Here is a 22,319-nt window from a genome sequence, read left to right as displayed (position 1 = left end):
GTTTACACTTTATAAAGTTTATTACTTTGAAAAGGTGTGATACTGTGGCTACGGCAACAAAAAAGAAAAAATCAACAGTTAAAAAAAATCTAGTAATCGTGGAGTCGCCTGCTAAGGCCAAGACGATTGAAAAATATCTAGGCAGAAACTACAAGGTTTTAGCCAGTGTCGGGCATATCCGTGATTTGAAGAAATCCAGTATGTCTGTCGATATTGAAAATAATTATGAACCGCAATATATCAATATTCGAGGAAAGGGCCCTCTCATCAATGACTTAAAAAAAGAAGCCAAAAAAGCTAATAAAGTCTTCCTGGCGAGTGACCCGGACCGTGAAGGAGAAGCGATTTCTTGGCATTTGGCCCATATTCTCAACTTAGATGAAAATGATGCCAACCGTGTGGTCTTCAATGAAATCACCAAGGATGCGGTCAAAAATGCTTTTAAAGAACCTCGTAAGATTGATATGGACTTGGTCGATGCCCAACAGGCTCGTCGTGTCCTAGACCGTTTGGTAGGCTATTCGATTTCGCCTATTTTGTGGAAGAAGGTCAAGAAGGGCTTATCAGCAGGGCGCGTTCAGTCTATTGCGCTTAAGTTAATCATTGACCGTGAGAATGAAATTAATGCCTTCCAACCAGAAGAATACTGGACAATTGATGGTGTTTTTAAAAAGGGAACCAAGCAATTTCAAGCTTCCTTCTATGGAGTGGATGGCAAAAAGCTGAAATTGACTAGCAATGATGAGGTCAAGGAAGTCTTGTCTCGTCTGACTAGTAAGGATTTTTCAGTGGATCAGGTAGATAAGAAAGAGCGCAAACGCAATGCTCCTTTACCCTATACCACTTCATCCATGCAGATGGACGCTGCCAATAAAATTAACTTCCGTACTCGAAAGACTATGATGGTTGCCCAACAGCTCTATGAAGGGATTAATATCGGTTCTGGTGTTCAAGGTTTGATTACCTATATGCGTACCGATTCGACTCGTATCAGTCCAGTGGCGCAAAATGAGGCAGCAAGCTTCATTACGGACCGTTTTGGTAGCAAGTATTCTAAGCATGGTAGCAAGGTCAAAAATGCTTCAGGAGCTCAGGATGCCCACGAGGCTATTCGCCCGTCTAGTGTCTTTAACACACCTGAAAGTATTGCTAAGTATCTGGACAAGGATCAGCTCAAGCTTTATACTCTTATTTGGAATCGTTTTGTAGCGAGTCAGATGACAGCTGCTGTCTTTGATACCATGGCCGTTAAATTGTCTCAAAATGGGGTTCAATTTGCTGCTAATGGTAGTCAGGTTAAGTTTGATGGTTATCTTGCCATTTATAATGATTCTGATAAGAATAAGATGTTACCGGACATGGCTGTTGGCGATGTGGTTAAACAGATTAATAGCAAACCAGAGCAACATTTCACTCAACCGCCTGCTCGTTATTCTGAAGCGACACTGATCAAGACCTTGGAAGAAAATGGGGTTGGCCGTCCGTCAACCTACGCACCGACCATTGAAACTATTCAGAAACGTTATTATGTTCGCCTTGCAGCCAAACGCTTTGAACCGACAGAGTTGGGAGAAATTGTTAACAAGCTCATTGTTGAATATTTCCCAGATATCGTAAACGTGACCTTTACAGCCGAAATGGAAGGCAAACTGGATGATGTCGAAGTCGGAAAAGAGCAGTGGCAACGTGTCATTGATGCCTTTTACAAACCATTCTCTAAAGAGGTTGCCAAGGCTGAAGAAGAAATGGAGAAAATCCAGATTAAGGATGAACCAGCTGGATTTGACTGTGAAGTGTGTGGCAGTCCAATGGTCATTAAACTTGGTCGTTTTGGTAAGTTCTACGCTTGTAGCAATTTCCCAGATTGCCGTCATACCCAAGCAATCGTGAAAGAGATTGGTGTTGAGTGTCCAAGTTGTCATCAGGGACAAATTATTGAACGTAAAACAAAACGTAACCGCCTCTTCTATGGTTGCAATCGCTATCCAGACTGTGAATTTACCTCTTGGGACAAGCCTGTTGGTCGTGACTGTCCAAAATGTGGCAACTTCCTCATGGAGAAAAAAGTCCGTGGTGGTGGCAAGCAGGTTGTTTGTAGTAAAGGTGACTACGAAGAAGAAAAGATTAAATAAGAGGGGGAGTCCTGAAAGTGAATTTCAGGCTCTTTTTGGTTAGAACTTGACAAAATTCATCATTGTATGCGAAACTAGAATAAGATTATTTTAACTAGGAGAAGTTATGCGTATTATTTATCTAATCATTGGTTTTTTATCACTGGCCTTGGCTATTGTTGGGGTTGTTTTACCCTTGTTGCCCACAACGCCTTTCCTTTTGTTGTCTATTGCTTGTTTTTCCAGAAGTTCCAAGCGTTTCGAAGAATGGCTTTATCATACCAAGCTCTATCAAGCATATGTAGCTGATTTTCGTGAGACTAAGTCTATTGCGCATGAACGAAAGAAAAAAATCATCGTATCTATCTACATCTTGATGGGGATTTCTATTTATTTTGCCCCTCTTTTACCGGTCAAAATCGGTCTAGGAGCCTTGACCATCTTTATTACCTATTATCTCTTCAAGGTCATTCCGGATAAAGAATAAGTAAAATTTGTCACTATTTTCCTTGATAAAATTGAAAGCATATTCATAACAATATGATATAATGAATTTAAAGTAATCTTCAAGGAGAATTAAATGATTTACGAATTTTGTGCTGAAAATGTGACCTTGCTTGAAAAAGCGATGCAGGCTGGAGCTCGTCGAATCGAACTCTGTGATAATCTAGCAGTGGGAGGAACAACACCCAGCTATGGAGTGACCAAGGCAGCGGTTGAATTGGCAGCTAACTACGATACGACTATCATGACCATGATTCGTCCACGTGGTGGCGACTTTGTCTATAATGAACTAGAAATTGCTATTATGCTAGAAGATATTCGGTTGGCTGCTCAGGCTGGAAGTCAAGGAGTTGTATTTGGGGTTTTAACTGCTGATAAAAAGTTGGATAAGCCTAATCTGGAGAAGTTAATTGCGGCATCAAAAGGAATGGAAATTGTCTTCCACATGGCCTTTGATGAATTGAGCGAAGAAGACCAGTTAGAAGCTATTGACTGGCTCAGCCAAGCCGGTGTCACTCGTATCCTAACTCGCGCTGGTGTGTCTGGCGATTCACTAGACAAACGTTTTGCTCACTATCACAGAATTTTGGAACACGCTAAAGATAAAATTGAAATTCTACCAGGTGGGGGGATTGACCTTGACAACCGTCAAACCTTTATCGATCAGCTAGGTGTGACACAATTGCACGGAACCAAGGTTGTCTTTTAAAAAATAGAAAGGAACTGCTAGCTTTGGGTAGCAGTTTTCACTTATGTTTGAAATTTTTAAATCCTATCAATTGAATCAAGAAAAGGCTCATGATTATGGTTTTGTAGAAAATGCGGGAGTCTGGACCTATAGTTGCGAGATTTTGCTGGGTGACTTTGTCATGACTGTATCCATCACTGCTGATAATGTGAGTTTTCAAGTCTTTGACCAGGAGACTGGTGATCTCTATCCTCAAGTCCATATGGAAAGTTTTAAAGGAAGTTTTGTTGCAAGTGTCCGTGAGGCTTGTTTGGAGATTCTTTACCAGATTCGGAAGGCTTGTTTTGAGGTACAGGATTTTATTTGCCCTCAGACTAAGCGAATCATGACTCAAGTTCAGGAACAGTATGGTAATCAGTTGGAGTATTTGTGGGAGAAATCGCCTGATACGGCAGTGTTAAGACACGAAGGCAATAAAAAGTGGTATGCCGTCTTGATGAAAATCTCTTGGGATAAGCTGGAAAAGGGCAGAGAAGACCTAGTGGAAGCAGTCAACCTCAAACATGACCAAGTAGCTGATTTACTTTCAAAAAAGGGCATTTATCCAGCTTTTCATATGAATAAACGTTACTGGATTAGTGTGGCGCTTGATGATACTTTATCAGATGAAGAAGTACTGGAATTTATAGAAAGAAGCTGGAATTTAACCACTAAAAAATGAAACATTTCAAGATTTTTCAAGAACTTTCAATTAGCAAAATATTCTCTACTGAAGAAATTTTCAGAAAATATTGGATTTTTTCTTGACAAGTACTTTTGCCTATGCTAAAATACTAATCAAGATATCAAACGAAGGAGAAAGTCAAACATGAAAACAGCTAAGTTTAATCAATTTGCTTTGTTGTTGAGGTACTCGGGCTAGTGCAAAAAGCATTAGTCCTGTTTGGCTTACCAAGCGGGAGTGAAACAACATCTCGCTTGGACTTCTAAGCGAGATGTTTTTTTAAAACCACATTTGGAAAAGGGGAAATCTTATGAGAACAGTTGAATTTCTAGATACCAGCCTTCGGGATGGAGAACAGACACCGGGTGTTAACTTTTCAATCAAAGAAAAAATTGCCATAGCAAGGCAGCTGGAGAAATGGGGTATTTCAGCCATCGAAGCTGGTTTTCCGGCGGCTAGCCCAGACTCATTTACGGCAGTTCAGGAGATTGCTAAAGTATTGAAGAAAACAGCGGTAACTGGTCTGGCTCGCTCTGTCAAGTCTGATATTGATGCTTGTTACGAGGCTCTCAAGGACGCCAAGTATCCACAGGTTCACGTCTTTATCGCTACCAGTCCGATTCACCGAAAGTATAAGCTCAATAAGAGCAAGGAAGAGATTTTGGAAGCAATCAGTGAGCATGTCTCTTATGCACGTTCCAAGTTTGAAGTGGTCGAATTCTCTCCTGAAGATGCGACCAGAACAGAGTTGGATTTCCTCTTGCAAGTTGTTCAAACAGCGGTTGATGCAGGGGCGTCTTATATCAATATCCCTGATACGGTAGGATTTACCACACCAGAGGAATACGGAGCTATCTTCAAACACTTGATTGAGAATGTCAAGACGGATCGTCAGATTATCTATTCACCACACTGTCATGATGACCTCGGAATGGCAGTGGCAAATAGCCTTGCTGCTGTCAAGAATGGGGCAGGACGAGTCGAAGGAACCATCAATGGTATCGGGGAGCGAGCTGGTAATGCTGCTTTGGAAGAAATTGCAGTGGCCCTCAATATTCGCCAAGATTACTACCAAGCAGAAACTAGTATTGTTTTAAATGAAACCATCAATACGTCAGAAATGGTTTCTCGCTTCTCAGGTATTCCAGTTCCTAAAAACAAGGCTGTGGTCGGTGGCAATGCCTTTTCTCACGAATCTGGTATTCACCAAGATGGAGTCCTTAAAAATCCTCTTACTTATGAGATTATCACCCCGGAATTGGTTGGTGTTAAGAGTAATAGTCTTCCGCTTGGAAAATTGTCTGGTCGCCATGCCTTCGTTGAGAAGCTGAGAGAATTGGCCCTAGACTTTACAGAAGAGGATATCAAGCCACTCTTTGCTAAGTTCAAGGCTCTGGCAGATAAAAAACAAGAAATTACAGATGCAGATATTCGTGCTCTGGTAGCTGGCACCATGGTTGAAAATCCAGAAGGTTTCCACTTTGATGATTTACAACTTCAAACTCATGCAGATAATGACATTGAAGCGCTTGTTAGCCTGGTCAATATGGATGGTGAGAAGGTCGAATTTAATGCGACAGGACAAGGCTCTGTTGAGGCTATCTTTAACGCTATCGATAAGTTCTTTAATCAATCTGTCCGCTTGGTGTCCTATACCATTGATGCTGTGACAGATGGAATTGATGCCCAAGCTCGGGTTTTGGTCACTGTTGAAAACAGAGATACAGAAACCATCTTTAATGCAGCAGGGCTTGATTTCGATGTACTGAAAGCATCTGCTATTGCCTACATCAATGCCAATACCTTTGTTCAAAAAGAGAATGCTGGTGAGATGGGACGCAGTGTTTCCTATCGTGATATGCCTAGTGTGTAAAGGAGAAAGCTATGACAAAGAAAATAGTAGTTCTGGCAGGGGATGGAATCGGCCCAGAAATCATGGATGCTGGGTTAGAGGTTCTGGAAGCTATAGCTAAAAAAACAGGCTTTGACTATGAAATAGACAGACGACCTTTTGGAGGTGCAGGTATTGATGCTGCAGGGCATCCCTTACCTGATGAAACCCTCAAGGCATGTAGAGAAGCAGATGCCATTCTCCTAGCAGCTATTGGTAGTCCCCAGTATGATAGTGCAACGGTTCGGCCTGAACAAGGCTTGCTAGCTCTCCGTAAGGAACTCAATCTTTACGCTAATATTCGCCCTGTAAAAATCTTTGACAGTCTCAAGCATTTGTCACCACTCAAACCGGAACGAATTGCTGGTGTAGACTTTGTCGTGGTGCGTGAGTTGACAGGTGGGATTTATTTTGGGGATCATATCCTTGAAGAAAGAAAAGCGCGTGATATCAACGACTATAGCTATGAGGAAGTGGAACGGATTATTCGCAAAGCCTTTGAAATCGCAAGAAGTCGCAGAAAAATCGTTACTAGTATCGATAAGCAAAATGTTCTAGCGACCTCAAAACTCTGGAGAAAAGTGGTTGAGGAAGTCGCGCAGGATTTCCCAGATGTGACCTTGGAACACCAGTTAGTGGACTCAGCTGCCATGCTCATGATTACCAATCCTGCCAAGTTTGATGTCATCGTGACGGAGAATCTTTTCGGAGATATTTTATCTGATGAATCAAGCGTCCTATCTGGTACACTTGGGGTCATGCCATCAGCCAGTCATTCTGAAAATGGACCAAGTCTCTATGAGCCCATTCACGGTTCAGCTCCTGATATTGCAGGTCAAGGAATTGCAAATCCTATTTCCATGATTTTATCAGTGGCCATGATGTTGAGAGACAGCTTTGGACGTTATGAGGATGCAGAGCGTATCGAGCATGCTGTTGAGGCAAGTTTGGTAGCTGGTGTTTTAACAAGAGATATAGGTGGACAAGCTTCGACTAAGGAAATGACGGAAGCTATTATTGCAAGGTTATGAAGTTAGACGAAAAAATTACTCTAGTCCTTTTGATTTGGAATGTCATGGTTTTCCTGATTTATGGCATTGACAAATCTAAGGCAAGGAGAAGAGTTTGGCGCATCCCAGAGAAAATCTTACTCATTTTAGCCTTTACTTGTGGTGGTTTTGGTGCCTGTTTGGCAGGAATCATCTTTCACCATAAGACTCGAAAATGGTATTTTAAAACAGTTTGGTTTCTCGGGATGGTGTCCACACTAGTAGCCTTATATTTTATTTGGAGGTAATGGATGGCAGGAAAATCGATTTTTGATAAATTATGGGACCGTCATGTCATCACAGGAGAAGAGGGGCAGCCCCAACTCATGTATGTGGACCAGCACTATATCCACGAAGTGACCAGTCCTCAGGCATTTCAAGGATTACGAGACGCAGGTCGTAGATTGAGACGACCAGACTTGACATTTGGAACCTTTGACCACAATGTCCCGACAGTCAATATCTACGATATTCGAGATGTAATTTCCAAGGCTCAAATTGATAAGCTGGCTGAAAATGTTGAGGAGTTTGGGATTGAACATGCGGCCCACGGTTCTGAAAAGCAGGGGATTGTTCATATGGTTGGTCCAGAAACAGGAAGAACCCAACCAGGGAAATTTATCGTCTGTGGGGATAGTCATACAGCAACTCACGGAGCTTTCGGAGCAATCGCTTTTGGAATTGGGACCAGTGAGGTTGAGCATGTCTTCGCTACCCAGACACTCTGGCAGGTCAAACCCAAGAAAATGCTGGTAGAATTCACTGGTGTTCCTCAAAAAGGAGTTTATTCTAAGGATTTCATTCTAGCCTTGATTGCCAAGTACGGCGTTGCCTGTGGTGTTGGCTATGTGGTGGAATATCGGGGACAAGCGATTGATGCACTGAGCATGGAAGAGCGAATGACTATCTGCAATATGTCCATCGAGTTTGGTTCTAAGATGGGGATTATGAATCCGGACCAAACCACCTATGACTATCTTAAGGGACGAGAATGTGTTCCAGAGGACTTTGAAGAGGCTGTGGCGGATTGGAAAACAATTGTCAGTGATGAGGATGCCGTTTATGACAAGGTTATCCGGATGGATGTCTCAGACTTGGCTCCCATGGTAACCTGGGGAACCAATCCTGCTATGGGCGTTGACTTTGACAGTAGTTTCCCAGAAATTAAGGATATGAATGATGAACGAGCCTACAATTATATGGATTTGGAACCAGGTCAAAAGCCAGCAGATATTGAACTAGGTTATATCTTTATCGGCTCTTGTACAAATGCTCGTCTCAGTGACTTGCAGCTGGCGGCGCGATTTGTCAAAGGGAAGAAAATAGCTCCTAACTTAACGGCTATCGTGGTTCCGGGCTCTCGTCCTGTCAAACGAGCTGCTGAGAAGTTGGGTTTGGATAAGGTTTTCATAGATGCTGGCTTTGAGTGGAGAGACCCAGGTTGTTCTATGTGCCTAGGAATGAATCCAGACAAGGTCCCTGATGGTGTCCACTGCGCCTCAACCAGCAACCGCAACTTTGAAGACAGACAAGGATTTGGTGCTAAGACTCATCTCTGCAGTCCAGCTATGGCAGCTGCGGCAGCTATCGCAGGGCGTTTCGTAGATGTTCGGCAAATGCCAGAAGCCCAGTAAGGAGAGGATATGGAGAAATTTACAGTTTATACGGGAACGACCGTTCCTCTCATGAATGATAATATCGACACCGACCAAATCCTACCCAAGCAGTTTCTCAAGTTGATCGATAAGAAAGGCTTTGGTAAGTACCTCATGTATGCTTGGCGTTATCTGGACGACAAGTATACTGAGGATCCTGACTTTGTCTTTAATCAGCCTGAATATCGTAAAGCCAGTATTCTTATCTCAGGGGATAACTTTGGGGCAGGTTCTTCGAGGGAGCACGCCGCTTGGGCTCTAGCGGACTATGGTTTTAAGGTTGTGATTGCAGGATCTTTTGGGGATATTCATTACAATAATGAACTCAATAATGGCATGTTGCCTATTGTTCAGCCCAGAGAGGTTAGAGAGAAACTAGCCCAGCTTAAACCAAGTGACCAGGTAACTGTGGACTTGGAACAACAAAAAATCATCTCACCAGTTGGAGAATTCACTTTTGAAATCGATAGCGAATGGAAACACAAACTCTTAAATGGTTTGGATGATATCGGTATTACTTTGCAGTATGAAGATTTGATTGCTGCCTATGAAAAACAACGACCAGTCTACTGGCAGGATTAGAAGAAAATTAGAAAAGGAAATAGAATTATGACGAAACACATTCAATGGAACGGAACACTTTCACAAGAAGGCTATGACATTTTAAAAGGTGAGGGAGGGTGCATTGTTTGCCCTACAAAAGTCGGTTATATCATCATGACTAGCGATAAGGCAGGACTTGAACGCAAGTTTGAAGCCAAAGAGCGTAACCGTAACAAACCAGGTGTTGTTCTCTGTGGTAGCATGGATGAGCTTCGCGCCTTAGCACAACTCAACCCAGAAATTGAAGCCTTCTACCAAAAACATTGGGACGAAGATATTCTTCTTGGTTGTATCCTTCCTTGGAAACCAGAAGCCTTTGAAAAACTAAAAGCATACGGTGATGGTCGTGAAGAGCTGATGACTGACGTGCGTGGAACGAGCTGTTTCGTTATCAAGTTCGGGAAAGCTGGTGAACAATTGGCTGCCAAACTTTGGGAAGAAGGCAAGATGGTTTATGCCTCATCAGCTAACCCATCTGGAAAAGGAAACCGTGGTAAGGTAGAAGGTATCGGAGAACGCATCGAAGGGGCAGTTGACCTTGTTATCGAGGCGGACGACTATGTGGCATCTATCCAGCCTGACAAAACGATTGAAACACGCTATGAGCAAGGTGTGATGGTCTCTATGGTTGATAAAGACGGCAAACTCATCCCGGAACAAGGGGGAGCACGTTCAACTTCACCAGCTCCAGTTGTAATCCGCAAAGGGCTTGACATTGATAAGATTATGATGCACCTGTCAGACACCTTTAACTCATGGGACTATCGTCAGGGCGAGTATTATTAGGATAGAGAAGAAGTGGGGAGACAATAATCTTTCCTCTTTCTTTTGTTTTATAATATAAGTAAAAACCGAACAATATAATTTAATTTATAAAATTATTTGACAAAAACTGTACTTTGATTTATAATTAATTAAGGAAACGTCGGAAAAGGCGTAGTGATGCGAGAGCATAGGTAGGTCATTACAAAAGAAACGAGACATCGATATGTTAAATGAATTTCCAATTTTTGATTACGAAGATATTCAATTGATTCCAAATAAATGTGTCATTAAAAGCCGTGCAGAAGCGGATACAAGTGTCACTCTAGGAAATCACACCTTTAAACTACCTGTTGTGCCAGCTAATATGCAGACGATTTTGGATGAAAATGTAGCAGAGCAACTGGCTAAAGGTGGTTACTTCTACATTATGCATCGTTTTGATGAGGCAGGACGCATTCCTTTTATTAAACGCATGCACGAGCAAGGGCTCATTGCTTCTATATCTGTTGGTGTTAAGGACTACGAGTATGATTTCGTTAGCCAGCTCAAGGCTGATTCTCCTGAGTACATCACGATTGATATTGCCCATGGTCATGCGGATAGCGTGATTTCTATGATAAAACACATCAAGAAAGTATTGCCAGATACTTTTGTTATTGCTGGAAATGTGGGAACACCAGAAGCGGTGCGTGAATTGGAAAATGCTGGTGCAGATGCTACTAAGGTTGGTATCGGTCCTGGTAAGGTTTGTATCACCAAGGTCAAGACTGGTTTTGGTACAGGTGGTTGGCAATTGGCTGCTCTCCGCTGGTGTGCTAAGGCTGCACGTAAACCGATTATTGCTGATGGAGGAATTCGTACTCATGGCGATATTGCCAAGTCTATCCGTTTCGGTGCCAGCATGGTTATGATTGGTTCCCTCTTTGCAGGACACATCGAAAGTCCAGGGAAAACAATTGAAGTTGATGGTGAACAATTCAAAGAATACTATGGTTCAGCTTCCCAATACCAAAAAGGAGCTTATAAGAACGTGGAAGGAAAACGTATCTTGCTTCCTGCCAAAGGTCATCTGCAAGACACTTTAACTGAGATGGAACAAGACCTTCAAAGTGCTATTTCTTATGCAGGTGGACGTCAGGTTGCTGACCTTAAACACGTTGATTATGTTATCGTGAAAAACTCCATCTGGAATGGGGATGCTTCCCACTAAGACAGGGGATTTGACCAGAAAAAAACTTGTTATTAGAGCAAATTTTTGTTATAATGAAACAAGTTTCCACCCTTAGTGTAATGGATATCACGTAAGATTCCGGTTCTTGAGATGGGGGTTCGATTCCCTCAGGGTGGATGTAAACATCCTAAAAAAGCCTTTAATAGGGCTTTTTTCTTTACACAGCCCTAAATTGGCCCTTAAAACTGAAAATCTCTTTTTAAAGAATTCCCAAATGTTTTCCAGTCCCGTTTTAAAGTGACTCAGGGGGCTTTTTTTGATATAATAAAAAGGACTGTTATCAGTTAGAAAGAGGTTGGTATGAAAGAATTACAAACTGTACTAAAGAACCATTTTGCAATCGAATTTACAGACAAAAATTTACTGGAGACTGCCTTTACTCATACGAGTTATGCCAATGAGCACCGCCTCTTAAAAATTTCACACAATGAACGCTTGGAATTTTTAGGAGACGCTGTTCTACAGTTATTGATTTCAGAATATCTGTATAAAAAATATCCTAAAAAGCCTGAGGGTGACTTGTCTAAACTCCGTGCCATGATTGTCCGCGAGGAAAGTTTGGCTGGTTTTGCGCGTGATTGCCAGTTTGATCAATTTATCAAGTTGGGTAAGGGGGAAGAAAAATCTGGTGGTCGCAATCGTGATACCATTCTTGGTGATGCCTTTGAAGCCTTTCTTGGTGCCCTCCTTTTGGACAAGGATGTGGCCAAGGTTAAGGAATTTATCTATCAAGTCATGATTCCTAAGGTTGAAGCAGGCGAATTTGAGATGATTACAGACTACAAAACCCATCTCCAAGAGTTACTTCAGGTCAATGGCGATGTGGCTATTCGTTATCAGGTGATTTCTGAAACGGGTCCTGCCCATGATAAGGTTTTTGATGTTGAAGTTCTTGTCGAAGGTAAGAGCATCGGCCAAGGGCAAGGTCGTTCTAAGAAACTAGCAGAGCAGGAAGCTGCCAAAAATGCCGTTGAGAAAGGGCTGGATTCATGTATTTAAAGGAAATCGAAATTCAGGGATTCAAGTCTTTTGCTGATAAGACTAAGGTCGTCTTTGACCAAGGTGTGACGGCAGTTGTTGGACCCAATGGATCTGGAAAATCGAATATTACAGAAAGTCTGCGTTGGGCCTTGGGGGAATCAAGTGTTAAGAGTCTCCGTGGGGGCAAGATGCCGGATGTCATTTTTGCTGGAACTGAAAGTCGCAAACCGCTCAATTATGCTTCTGTAGTTGTGACTCTGGATAATCATGACGGATTTATCAAGGACGCTGGTCAAGAAATCAGGGTAGAACGCCATATCTACCGTAGTGGAGATAGCGAATACAAGATTGACGGCAAGAAAGTTCGTCTGCGTGATATTCATGATCTTTTCTTGGATACAGGTTTGGGACGAGATTCCTTCTCCATCATTTCCCAAGGGAAGGTTGAGGAGATTTTCAACTCCAAGCCTGAGGAACGTCGAGCTATTTTTGAAGAGGCTGCTGGAGTTTTGAAATACAAGACTCGTCGAAAAGAAACTGAGAGTAAACTGCAGCAAACTCAGGATAATCTAGACCGCTTAGAGGACATTATCTACGAGTTGGATAATCAAATCAAGCCTCTTGAGAAGCAAGCTGAGAATGCCCGTAAGTTTTTAGACTTGGAAGGTCAACGCAAGGCTATTTATTTAGACGTGCTAGTTGCTCAAATCAAGGAAAATAAGGCTGAACTAGAGTCGACAGAAGAAGAGTTGGCACAGGTTCAGGAACTCTTGATGAGCTATTACCAAAAGCGTGAAAAATTAGAAGAAGAAAATCAGAATCTCAAGAAGCAACGTCAAGATTTACAGGCTGAGATGGCCAAAGACCAGGGCAGTTTGATGGATTTGACCAGTCTAATTAGTGATTTAGAGAGAAAATTAGCCCTATCGAAACTGGAATCTGAGCAAGTAGCTCTGAATCAACAGGAAGCACAAGCACGTTTGGTTACTTTGGAAGATAAGAGAAAGGTTCTAAGTAAGGAAAAGGCTGAAAAAGAAGAGAACTTGGCACAATTAGAACACAATCTAATCCAAAATAATCAAAAACTCAATCGTTTAGAAGCTGAATTACTAGCTTTTTCAGATGATCCTGATCAGATGATTGAGCTTCTACGTGAACGCTTTGTAGCTCTTTTACAAGAAGAAGCGGATGTCTCAAACCAGCTGACCCGTATTGAGAATGAGTTGGAAAATAGTCGTCAGCTTTCTCAAAAACAAGCAGATCAACTACAAAAACTAAAAGAACAACTGGCTACAGCTAAAGAGAAGGCCAGTCAGCAAAAAGAAGAACTTGAAACTGCCAAGGAGAAGGTTCAGAAATTATTGGCCGATTATCAAATCTGTGCCAAGGAGCAAGAGGAGCAGAAAACTTCCTATCAAACTCAACAAAGTCAACTCTTTGACCGTCTGGATAGTCTCAAAAACAAGCAGGCTAGAGCCCAAAGTCTGGAAAACATCCTGAGAAATCATAGTAACTTTTATGCAGGTGTTAAGAGTGTTCTCCAAGAGAAAGATCGTCTAGGTGGAATAATTGGGGCAGTTAGTGAGCATCTGACCTTTGATGTGCATTATCAAATTGCCCTAGAGATTGCGCTTGGAGCCAGCAGTCAGCATATCATCGTGGAAGATGAAAACGCGGCAACCAAGGCGATTGATTTCCTTAAACGAAACAGGGCTGGTCGTGCAACCTTCCTTCCGTTGACAACGATCAAGGCGCGTACGATTTCTAGTCAGAATCAAGATGCTATTGCTGCAAGTCCAGGATTTCTGGGTATGGCGGATGATTTGGTGTCGTTTGACAAGAGACTGGAAGCCATTTTCAAGAACTTGTTAGCAACGACAGCAATTTTTGATACCGTGGAACACGCGCGTGCAGCAGCTCGTCAAGTTCGTTATCAGGTTCGTATAGTGACACTGGATGGGACAGAGTTGCGCACAGGTGGTTCCTATGCGGGTGGAGCCAATCGCCAGAATAACAGTATTTTCATCAAGCCTGAACTGGAGCAATTACAAAAAGAAATTGCTGAAGAAGAAGCAAGTCTTCGTTCAGAAGAGGCGACTTTGAAGACCTTGCAAGATGAGATGGCTAGATTGACAGAAAGTTTAGAAGCTATCAAATCTCAAGGAGAGCAGGCTCGTATTCAGGAGCAGGGCTTATCCCTCTCTTATCAGCAAACCAGTCAGCAAGTTGAAGAGTTAGAAACTCTTTGGAAACTTCAAGAAGAGGAATTAGATCGTCTTTCTGAAGGAGATTGGCAAGCAGACAAGGAAAAATACCAAGAGCGTCTTGCTAGCATTGCCAGTGATAAGCAAAATCTGGAAGCTGAGATTGAAGAGATTAAGTCTAATAAAAACGCCATCCAAGAACGCTATCAAAACTTGCAGGAAGAGGTAGCGCAAGCTCGCCTGCTTAAGACAGAACTGCAAGGGCAAAAACGTTACGAAGTTGCGGATATTGAACGTTTAGGCAAGGAATTGGACAATTTAGATATCGAACAAGAGGAAATCCAGCGCCTTCTTCAAGAAAAGGTTGACAATCTTGAGAAAGTTGATACGGATTTGCTCAGTCAACAGGCCGAAGAAGCCAAAACTCAAAAAACAAATCTTCAACAAGGTTTGATTCGCAAGCAGTTTGAGTTGGATGATATAGAAGGTCAACTGGATGATATTTCCAGTCATTTGGATCAGGCTCGCCAGCAGAACGAGGAGTGGATTCGCAAGCAAACACGTGCTGAAGCCAAGAAAGAAAAGGTTAGCGAGCACTTACGCCATTTACAAAGTCAATTAACAGACCAGTATCAGATTAGCTATACTGAAGCTTTAGAAAAGTCTCATGAGTTGGAAAATCTCAATCTGGCAGAGCAAGAAGTTAAGGATTTAGAGAAGGCTATTCGCACACTGGGTCCTGTCAACTTGGAAGCTATTGACCAGTATGAAGAAGTTCACAACCGTCTGGACTTTCTAAATAGTCAGCGAGATGATATTTTGTCAGCGAAAAATCTGCTCCTTGAGACTATCACAGAGATGAATGATGAGGTCAAGGAACGCTTTAAATCAACCTTTGAAGCCATTCGTGAGTCCTTTAAAGTGACATTCAAGCAGATGTTTGGTGGAGGTCAGGCGGACCTGATTTTGACTGAGGGGGATTTGCTGACAGCTGGGGTTGAGATCTCTGTTCAACCACCAGGCAAGAAAATCCAGTCCCTCAACCTCATGAGTGGTGGGGAAAAAGCCCTATCAGCTCTAGCCTTGCTTTTCTCTATTATTAGAGTTAAGACTATTCCATTTGTGATTTTGGATGAGGTAGAGGCTGCGCTGGATGAAGCCAATGTTAAACGTTTCGGGGATTACCTCAATCGATTTGACAAGGACAGCCAGTTTATCGTTGTGACACACCGTAAGGGAACCATGGTAGCGGCTGATTCTATCTATGGAGTGACCATGCAAGAATCAGGTGTGTCAAAAATTGTTTCGGTCAAGTTAAAAGATTTGGAAGAAACAGTAGACTAGTTACCAAACGATAGCATCTCTTAGGGGATGCTATTTTTTAAAACTAACATCTTGAATAATTTTTTAAGGTCAGTTCAGGGGCAAAAAACGACATTTGGGCTTTCCTTTTAGCGAAAAGGCTTTCTCTATGATATAATAGTTTCATGATTACAACAGTACCTATAAAAAATGAAAAAGACATCGCAGTACCGGATAAAACAGTTCTTGTATTAGGCTATTTTGACGGTATTCATAAAGGACATCAGAAGCTTTTTGAAGTAGCTAGCAAGGCTTCGATGAAAGAATATCTACCAGTTGTCGTGATGACCTTTACAGAGTCACCTAAGCTTGCTTTGCAACCGTACCAGCCAGAATTAATGCTTCATATTGTTAGCCATGAAGAACGAGAACATAAGATGAAATGGCATGGAGTAGAGGCTCTTTTCTTACTTGACTTTAGTAGTAAATTTGCTAGTTTAACGGGTCAAGAGTTCTTTGATACCTATGTTAGAGCATTAAAACCAGCGATTATTGTAGCGGGATTTGATTACACGTTTGGTTCTGATAAGAAAACTGCGGATGATTTGAAGGACTATTTTGATGGAGAAATCATCATTGTTCCTCCCGTTGAGGATGAAAAGGGTAAAATTAGTTCTACTCGTATTCGTCAAGCTATTCTTGATGGAGATGTCAGAGAAGCTGGTCAGTTACTTGGCACTCCTCTACCATCACGTGGAATGGTTGTTCATGGGAATGCTCGTGGACGGACTATCGGTTACCCAACAGCAAACTTAGTTTTAAGAGATCGAACCTATATGCCAGCAGATGGTGTTTACGTAGTCGATATTGAAGTGCAGCGTAAAAGATATCGTGGAATGGCGAGTGTCGGGAAAAATGTTACTTTCGATGGAGAAGAGCCACGTTTTGAAGTCAATATTTTTGATTTTTCAGATGACATTTACGGTGAAACAGTTATTGTCTACTGGTTAGACCGTGTCCGAGAAATGGTCAAATTTGACTCCGTTGAAGAACTGGTAGACCAACTCCAGAAGGATGAAGAAATTGCTCGGAATTGGAAGGATGCTGAGTAGGAAATCGGAGTTTTATACAAAATTACCCATACTTTAGATTCTTATTTCTAAATAGAAAAAGTAGCCCTTTCCAGGCTACTTTTTTAAAACACGCGATACACATAGGGATTTTCTGGTTTATCGACTTTTGTAAAGCTATCGATTTCCAAGGTTGGAAGATTTTGTTTGAGTTCTTTATGATAGTGATTGACCAGTTTTCCTTTGGCTGTTATCCAGGTGTTGTTTTCATACTGACGGGTATTTCCCTTGGTCAGCAATCCATAGACACCAGAATCTGCGATACAGTGAATAATGCCGAAGCGGAACAGAAATTGGCTATTGGAATGACTGGGGTCATTATAGACAAAGCCTGTGAACTGGACTGTCTTACCCTCAAACTCATCTGGATAGTCATAGATAGCCTCCATGACTTCCATATAGTTTTCATTCGTAATCTGAATACTATCTTGGGACAAGTATTTATCCGCCGCAGTTCGCATTTCCTTTTCATAAGCTGATTTTGAAAAATAAGAACTGGTATCTGGTTTCAAATATTGGCTTGTCGTCCCTTCGCTGGTCTGAATGGCTTGATCCGTGCCTTCTGATAAGGGGAAATGATAGCCTTTGGCTGAGACGGTCTGAGAATCCAAGCTAACAGTTGGAAAAGTTAAACCGACGACAATAGGAATAGCCAGAAGAGCAATACTCGTCACCTTCGCCAATCGGCTGTTCAGATGACTATGGGTTTTGACTTGCTTCATCCAGATATACAGTTGAACAATAGCCAAGATAAAGGAAAGCACCATGGAAATATAGGCCAGATAGGAATAGTGCATGTTGATGTACTGGTTTAATTTGCCCGACAAATGGAGATAAATGGTCAATTCAAAATAGCCAGCTAAAACTAAAAATCGAATCATAGAATGACTCCAATCAAGAGAGAATATACTAAGACAACGAGTGTCACAATCGTAATGAAGTGACTGATAAATCGTGCTTTCAAGTAATTTTTCATCATGAGAATATTTTTGATATCCAGCATTGGGCCAATGACGAGAAAGGCCAGAACTGGTGCCAAGCCGAAACTTGAGAGAAGAGAAGCACCGATAAAGGCATCGGCCTCACTGCAGAGAGAAAGAAGAAAGGCCAAAAACATCAAGAGCAGGATAGCAAAAAGAGGGGTTGCACTTATAGAGGTCAGAATCCGAGTCGGAACATAGACCTGTATAACAGAGGCAAAGAGACAGCCAAATACCAAATAACGCCCCGTATCAAAAAATTCATCAATTGCTTGCACAAAAACCTGAAAAACTTTTTTTGCAGGACTCAAATGAGAAAAATCGTGCTCATGACAAGCCAACCGATTTTCTTTTTGAATCGGTTCTTGCCAGAAAAATCCTAGAAAAATCCCAAGTATCACAGCCACAACAATGGAACCCAGAGCTCGTAACAGAGTGATGTGGAAGGAGTTGCCAAAGGCAGAATAAGTCGCAAAGAGAACAATAGGATTGATGACAGGCGCTGTTACAAGAAAGGGAACAGCCGTGTAACTGGGGACCTTCTTTTCCAGAAAACGATTGATAATGGGGACAATCCCACATTCGCAAGAAGGGAAAAGTATACCAACGAAGGTGCCAAAAAAGATTCTCCCCCAACGATTTCGAGGGAGAAAATGATAAACCTTGTCAGGTGTGATATAGACCTCAATTAGCCCTGAGACAATACTTCCTATCAGAACGAAGGGTAGGGCTTCAATGATTATAGAGAGAAAAATAGCCCCAGTCTGAAGCACACTAGACGGGAGTTGTTGGAAAGCAGTCATCTAGTTTTTCTTTTCTGCTTTGGCTTTTTTCTCTTTGTCATCAGTGAAAGTGACTTGTTTCAAATCAGGGAGTTTCGCAAACTCTTCAAACATCTTGTCCAAGTCGTCTCGTTTTGTAAATTTTACAGCCATTGGTGTACCTCGATTCTAAATTCTACCTCTATTATACTATTATTTTAAGGAAAAGGGAAAAGTTAAAATTGAGTATCTAACGAATAATAGAGCGTGATATATCCTAATATACACTATGATTGTGATATAATAATTGTGAATAACGGAGGAAATGATGGAACATAAAAAGATCGGTCAGGTTACTGACGAAATAAAAGAAATTTTTAATATTGTTCTTGAAGCTAGTGATATCAAAGTTAACAAAGAAGGTTTAAGAAGTCATATGTTGAAACGGCATCATAATGATGTGATTTATCATATCGAAGATCTGGAACTTATACTAAGTAATCCAGATTTCGTTGGGGTCAATCCTCGAGAGAAAGGCGCCAGTTTTGAATATGTAAAAAGATTTGATAATAATGTTCTTGTTGCGATTAAGTTACATAAAAGTGGTGATTTCTTTTATGTTCCGACCATGTATCGTTTACAAGATTACAAGTTACAAAGTCGTATTAAGTCTGGTAGATTGAGAAAGCTTGACAAAAAAAGTAGATAGTGCTAGAATAACATTAACGAAAGACATTTGAGGGCAGAAAGGTTCCTGCCGCACCTTGAATAAGGTATCTGAGATGCTGGGTACACCGACCAGCCAAGTGTCCGTTATTTCAAAGGAGGGGCTTAAATGCTCCTTTTTTATTTGAAATTTCAAGATAGATTACACTCACTGCAGGCTCAGGCTTGCGATTTTTTATTTGCTCTGAAAATTGATTCGTTAACTTCAACAAATAGCTTTATAAAGCGGTTTGTAAAAAATAAAAACAGTGAAATTACTCATAGATTCTTTTGTAATCTAGTAGAATTTTAAATTGAAACCTTCTCAATAAATAGAATATTGAAATGAAGCAAATTTATTCACCAACTTATGTTTTAAAATTGTAAGAGATAATTTGAATAAGATTGGCTTATGGTATAATAGATTCATGGATAAAAAATATGAAAAAATCTCCCAGGATTTGGGAGTGACGTTAAAGCAAATTGATACCGTTCTAAGTTTAACAGCTGAAGGGGCGACGATTCCCTTTATCGCGCGTTATCGCAAGGACATGACTGGTAGTCTGGACGAGGTGGCGATTAAGGCCATTATTGATTTGGATAAAAGTCTGACCAGCCTCAACGACCGTAAGGAAGCTGTCTTGGCTAAGATTCAAGAACAAGGCAAGCTGACCAAGGAATTGGAGGAAGCTATCTTAGCTGCCGAAAAATTAGCTGACGTAGAAGAACTCTACCTTCCTTACAAGGAAAAACGTCGAACCAAGGCAACTATTGCCCGTGAAGCCGGACTCTTTCCGCTTGCTCGCTTGATTTTGCAGAATGTAACTGACTTAGAGAAGGAAGCTGAAAAGTTCGTCTGTGAAGGATTTGTGACTGGTAAGGAGGCCTTGGGTGGTGCAGTTGATATCTTGGTCGAAGCCTTATCGGAAGATGTGACCTTGCGTTCCATGACTTATCAGGAAGTTCTGAGACACTCTAAACTCACTTCTCAAGTCAAGGATGAAAGTCTTGATGAAAAGCAGGTTTTTCAAATTTACTATGATTTTTCAGAGACAGTTGGAAATATGCAGGGTTATCGTACCTTAGCCCTTAATCGTGGGGAGAAGCTAGGTGTCTTGAAGGTCGGTTTTGAACATGCAACGGACCGCATTCTTACCTTCTTTGCAGCTCGTTTCAAGGTAAAAAATACCTATATTGATGAAGTTGTTCAACAGTCAGTTAAGAAAAAAGTTTTGCCTGCTATCGAGCGACGTATTCGGACAGAATTGACTGAGAAAGCAGAAGAAGGGGCTATCCAACTCTTTTCGGACAATCTGCGCAATCTTCTCTTGGTTGCTCCGCTGAAAGGGCGCATGGTTCTTGGGTTTGACCCAGCCTTTCGTACAGGTGCCAAGCTAGCTGTCGTGGATGCAACAGGAAAAATGCTGACAACTCAGGTCATTTATCCTGTCAAACCAGCATCAGCTCGTCAAATCGAAGAAGCTAAGAAAGATCTGGCAGACTTGATTGGTCAATACGGCGTGGAAATCATTGCCATCGGAAATGGTACTGCTAGTCGTGAAAGTGAAGCCTTTGTGGCGGAAGTTCTTAAAGATTTCCCTGAAGTCAGCTATGTTATCGTCAATGAAAGTGGTGCTTCGGTCTATTCTGCCAGTGAACTTGCTCGTCAGGAGTTTCCAGACTTGACCGTTGAAAAACGCTCTGCTATTTCTATCGCCCGTCGTTTACAAGATCCCCTTGCGGAATTGGTCAAAATCGATCCTAAGTCAATTGGGGTCGGTCAGTACCAGCACGATGTCAGCCAGAAGAAATTGTCTGAAAGTTTGGACTTTGTCGTCGATACAGTGGTAAACCAAGTCGGTGTCAATGTCAATACGGCCAGCCCAGCTCTACTTTCACACGTAGCTGGACTCAACAAAACTATCTCTGAAAATATTGTCAAATACCGTGAAGAAGAAGGGAAAATCATTTCACGCGCCCAAATCAAGAAAGTTCCTCGTCTGGGAGCCAAGGCCTTTGAACAGGCTGCTGGTTTCCTTCGTATCCCTGAAAGTAGCAATATCCTTGATAATACAGGAGTTCACCCAGAAAATTACTCTGCCGTTAAGGAACTCTTCAAACGTTTAGATATTAAAGACCTAAACGAAGAAGCCCAAAGCAAACTCAAGTCGATTTCAGTCAAAGATATGGCGCAAGAGCTAGACCTTGGTCCAGAAACTCTTAAAGATATCATTGCCGATCTTCTCAAACCAGGTCGAGATTTCCGTGATTCCTTTGACGCACCTGTGCTTCGTCAAGATGTCTTGGATATTAAAGACTTAAAAGTCGGCCAGAAGCTGGAAGGTGTTGTGCGTAACGTCGTTGACTTCGGTGCATTCGTTGATATCGGGATTCACGAGGACGGCTTGATTCATATTTCCCATATGAGTCGCAAATTTATTAAACACCCAAGCCAAGTGGTGTCCGTCGGAGATTTGGTAACAGTTTGGGTTAAGAAAATCGATACTGAACGTGAAAAAGTCAATCTGTCGCTCCTCGCTCCAAATGAAACTGACTGATTATGTTAAGCAGGTTTCACTAGAAGACTTCGGCAGACCTTTTATCCATCATGTCCAGTGGAATAGGCGTCTACGTTCGACAGGTGGGCGTTTTTTCCCTAAAGATGGGCATTTAGATTTTAACCCTAAGGTTTATCAAGAACTGGGTTTGGATGTTTTTAGGAAAATTGTCCGACATGAACTCTGTCATTATCACCTCTATTTTCAAGGGAAGGGCTATCAACACAAGGATCGGGATTTTAAGGAACTGTTGAAAGCAGTGGATGGATTACGCTTTGTACCCTCCTTGACAAATAGCCACTCTAAACCACTCAAACTCTATCGTTGTCAATCCTGCCAGCAAAGGTATCAGCGTAAGCGAAAGATTGATACCAAACGCTATCGCTGTGGAGTTTGTAGAGGTAAATTGCTACTAATAAATCAGCCTGAGGACTGATGAAAGCCGAGCCTACCCGTGATATACTGTGTCTAACCTAG

Annotated in this window: 20 protein-coding genes and 1 tRNA gene; 18 read left to right on the top strand and 3 right to left on the bottom strand. The window is 41.8% G+C overall.

Annotated features, from left to right (window positions below):
* Positions 1–44 precede the first annotated feature (44 nt).
* The 15 genes from topA (at position 45) to QM956_RS02640 (ending at position 16,820) form a co-directional block, all read left to right on the top strand.
* On the top strand, positions 45–2,132 hold the full coding sequence (gene topA, locus QM956_RS02710; RefSeq protein ID WP_261020563.1) for a type I DNA topoisomerase: 2,088 nt from the start codon (positions 45–47) through the stop codon (positions 2,130–2,132).
* 106 nt (positions 2,133–2,238) lie between these two features.
* Positions 2,239–2,598, top strand: coding sequence for a YbaN family protein (locus QM956_RS02705; protein WP_261020562.1), 360 nt, complete (start codon positions 2,239–2,241; stop codon positions 2,596–2,598).
* A 93-nt stretch (positions 2,599–2,691) separates the two neighbouring features.
* Complete coding sequence (locus tag QM956_RS02700) at positions 2,692–3,324, top strand: copper homeostasis protein CutC (RefSeq protein ID WP_261020561.1); 633 nt, start codon at positions 2,692–2,694, stop codon at positions 3,322–3,324.
* 43 nt (positions 3,325–3,367) lie between these two features.
* Complete coding sequence (locus tag QM956_RS02695) at positions 3,368–4,024, top strand: MmcQ/YjbR family DNA-binding protein (protein WP_125443158.1); 657 nt, start codon at positions 3,368–3,370, stop codon at positions 4,022–4,024.
* Positions 4,025–4,337: 313 nt separating this feature from the next.
* Positions 4,338–5,900 carry a 2-isopropylmalate synthase gene (locus QM956_RS02690; RefSeq protein WP_261020560.1) on the top strand — a complete coding sequence of 521 codons (1,563 nt, stop codon included), beginning with the start codon at positions 4,338–4,340 and terminating at the stop codon, positions 5,898–5,900.
* Positions 5,901–5,911: 11 nt separating this feature from the next.
* Entirely contained in the window at positions 5,912–6,949 is a 1,038-nt protein-coding gene (leuB, locus tag QM956_RS02685; protein ID WP_261020559.1) for a 3-isopropylmalate dehydrogenase, read from the top strand.
* Positions 6,946–7,215: a DUF1294 domain-containing protein gene (locus QM956_RS02680; protein WP_261020558.1), complete on the top strand. Its 270-nt coding sequence runs from the start codon at positions 6,946–6,948 to the stop codon at positions 7,213–7,215. Before leuB ends, QM956_RS02680 begins: the two co-directional genes overlap by 4 nt.
* A 3-nt stretch (positions 7,216–7,218) precedes the next feature.
* Positions 7,219–8,601, top strand: coding sequence for a 3-isopropylmalate dehydratase large subunit (leuC, locus tag QM956_RS02675; protein WP_049550673.1), 1,383 nt, complete (start codon positions 7,219–7,221; stop codon positions 8,599–8,601).
* A gap of 9 nt (positions 8,602–8,610) precedes the next feature.
* Positions 8,611–9,204 carry a 3-isopropylmalate dehydratase small subunit gene (gene leuD, locus QM956_RS02670; RefSeq protein WP_238096147.1) on the top strand — a complete coding sequence of 198 codons (594 nt, stop codon included), beginning with the start codon at positions 8,611–8,613 and terminating at the stop codon, positions 9,202–9,204.
* Between the two features lie 27 nt (positions 9,205–9,231).
* Complete coding sequence (locus QM956_RS02665) at positions 9,232–10,011, top strand: L-threonylcarbamoyladenylate synthase (protein ID WP_000160505.1); 780 nt, start codon at positions 9,232–9,234, stop codon at positions 10,009–10,011.
* Between the two features lie 202 nt (positions 10,012–10,213).
* Positions 10,214–11,200 carry a GMP reductase gene (locus QM956_RS02660; RefSeq protein ID WP_084953742.1) on the top strand — a complete coding sequence of 329 codons (987 nt, stop codon included), beginning with the start codon at positions 10,214–10,216 and terminating at the stop codon, positions 11,198–11,200.
* A gap of 66 nt (positions 11,201–11,266) precedes the next feature.
* Positions 11,267–11,338, top strand: a tRNA-Arg gene (locus QM956_RS02655).
* 183 nt (positions 11,339–11,521) lie between these two features.
* Positions 11,522–12,220, top strand: a complete 699-nt coding sequence (rnc, locus tag QM956_RS02650) for a ribonuclease III (RefSeq protein WP_000661503.1) — start codon at positions 11,522–11,524, stop codon at positions 12,218–12,220.
* A complete protein-coding gene (gene smc, locus QM956_RS02645; RefSeq protein WP_261020557.1) occupies positions 12,211–15,750 on the top strand; it encodes a chromosome segregation protein SMC in 3,540 nt (1,179 codons plus the stop codon). Before rnc ends, smc begins: the two co-directional genes overlap by 10 nt.
* Before the next feature lie 143 nt (positions 15,751–15,893).
* On the top strand, positions 15,894–16,820 hold the full coding sequence (locus QM956_RS02640) for a bifunctional riboflavin kinase/FAD synthetase (RefSeq protein WP_261020556.1): 927 nt from the start codon (positions 15,894–15,896) through the stop codon (positions 16,818–16,820).
* An 83-nt stretch (positions 16,821–16,903) separates the two neighbouring features.
* Here the strand turns inward: QM956_RS02640 and QM956_RS02635 are convergent, their stop codons facing one another.
* The 3 genes from QM956_RS02635 to QM956_RS02625 are packed head-to-tail and all read right to left on the bottom strand — an operon-like array spanning position 16,904 to position 18,753.
* Positions 16,904–17,719 (bottom strand): TIGR03943 family putative permease subunit, encoded by an 816-nt coding sequence (locus QM956_RS02635; protein WP_261020555.1) that lies wholly within the window; start codon positions 17,717–17,719, stop codon positions 16,904–16,906.
* Positions 17,716–18,621, bottom strand: coding sequence for a permease (locus QM956_RS02630; RefSeq protein WP_261066808.1), 906 nt, complete (start codon positions 18,619–18,621; stop codon positions 17,716–17,718). Before QM956_RS02630 ends, QM956_RS02635 begins: the two co-directional genes overlap by 4 nt.
* Entirely contained in the window at positions 18,622–18,753 is a 132-nt protein-coding gene (locus tag QM956_RS02625; protein ID WP_060628174.1) for an SPJ_0845 family protein, read from the bottom strand.
* A gap of 154 nt (positions 18,754–18,907) precedes the next feature.
* On the opposite strand from QM956_RS02625, the gene QM956_RS02620 reads away from it, so the two are divergent.
* The 3 genes from QM956_RS02620 to QM956_RS02610 all read left to right on the top strand — a co-directional run bounded on the left by QM956_RS02620 (position 18,908) and on the right by QM956_RS02610 (position 22,278).
* Entirely contained in the window at positions 18,908–19,288 is a 381-nt protein-coding gene (locus QM956_RS02620; RefSeq protein ID WP_261020550.1) for a PBECR3 domain-containing polyvalent protein, read from the top strand.
* A gap of 424 nt (positions 19,289–19,712) precedes the next feature.
* Positions 19,713–21,842, top strand: a complete 2,130-nt coding sequence (locus QM956_RS02615) for a Tex family protein (protein ID WP_414302188.1) — start codon at positions 19,713–19,715, stop codon at positions 21,840–21,842.
* Complete coding sequence (locus QM956_RS02610) at positions 21,829–22,278, top strand: SprT family protein (RefSeq protein WP_078352143.1); 450 nt, start codon at positions 21,829–21,831, stop codon at positions 22,276–22,278. The genes QM956_RS02615 and QM956_RS02610 overlap by 14 nt, the downstream gene beginning before the upstream one ends.
* Positions 22,279–22,319 lie beyond the last annotated feature (41 nt).

The organism is Streptococcus mitis (assembly GCF_047460035.1).
In the GTDB taxonomy this organism is placed as follows: Bacteria; Bacillota; Bacilli; order Lactobacillales; family Streptococcaceae; genus Streptococcus; species Streptococcus mitis_DW.
This window is presented reverse-complemented; position numbering and strand designations above follow the sequence as displayed.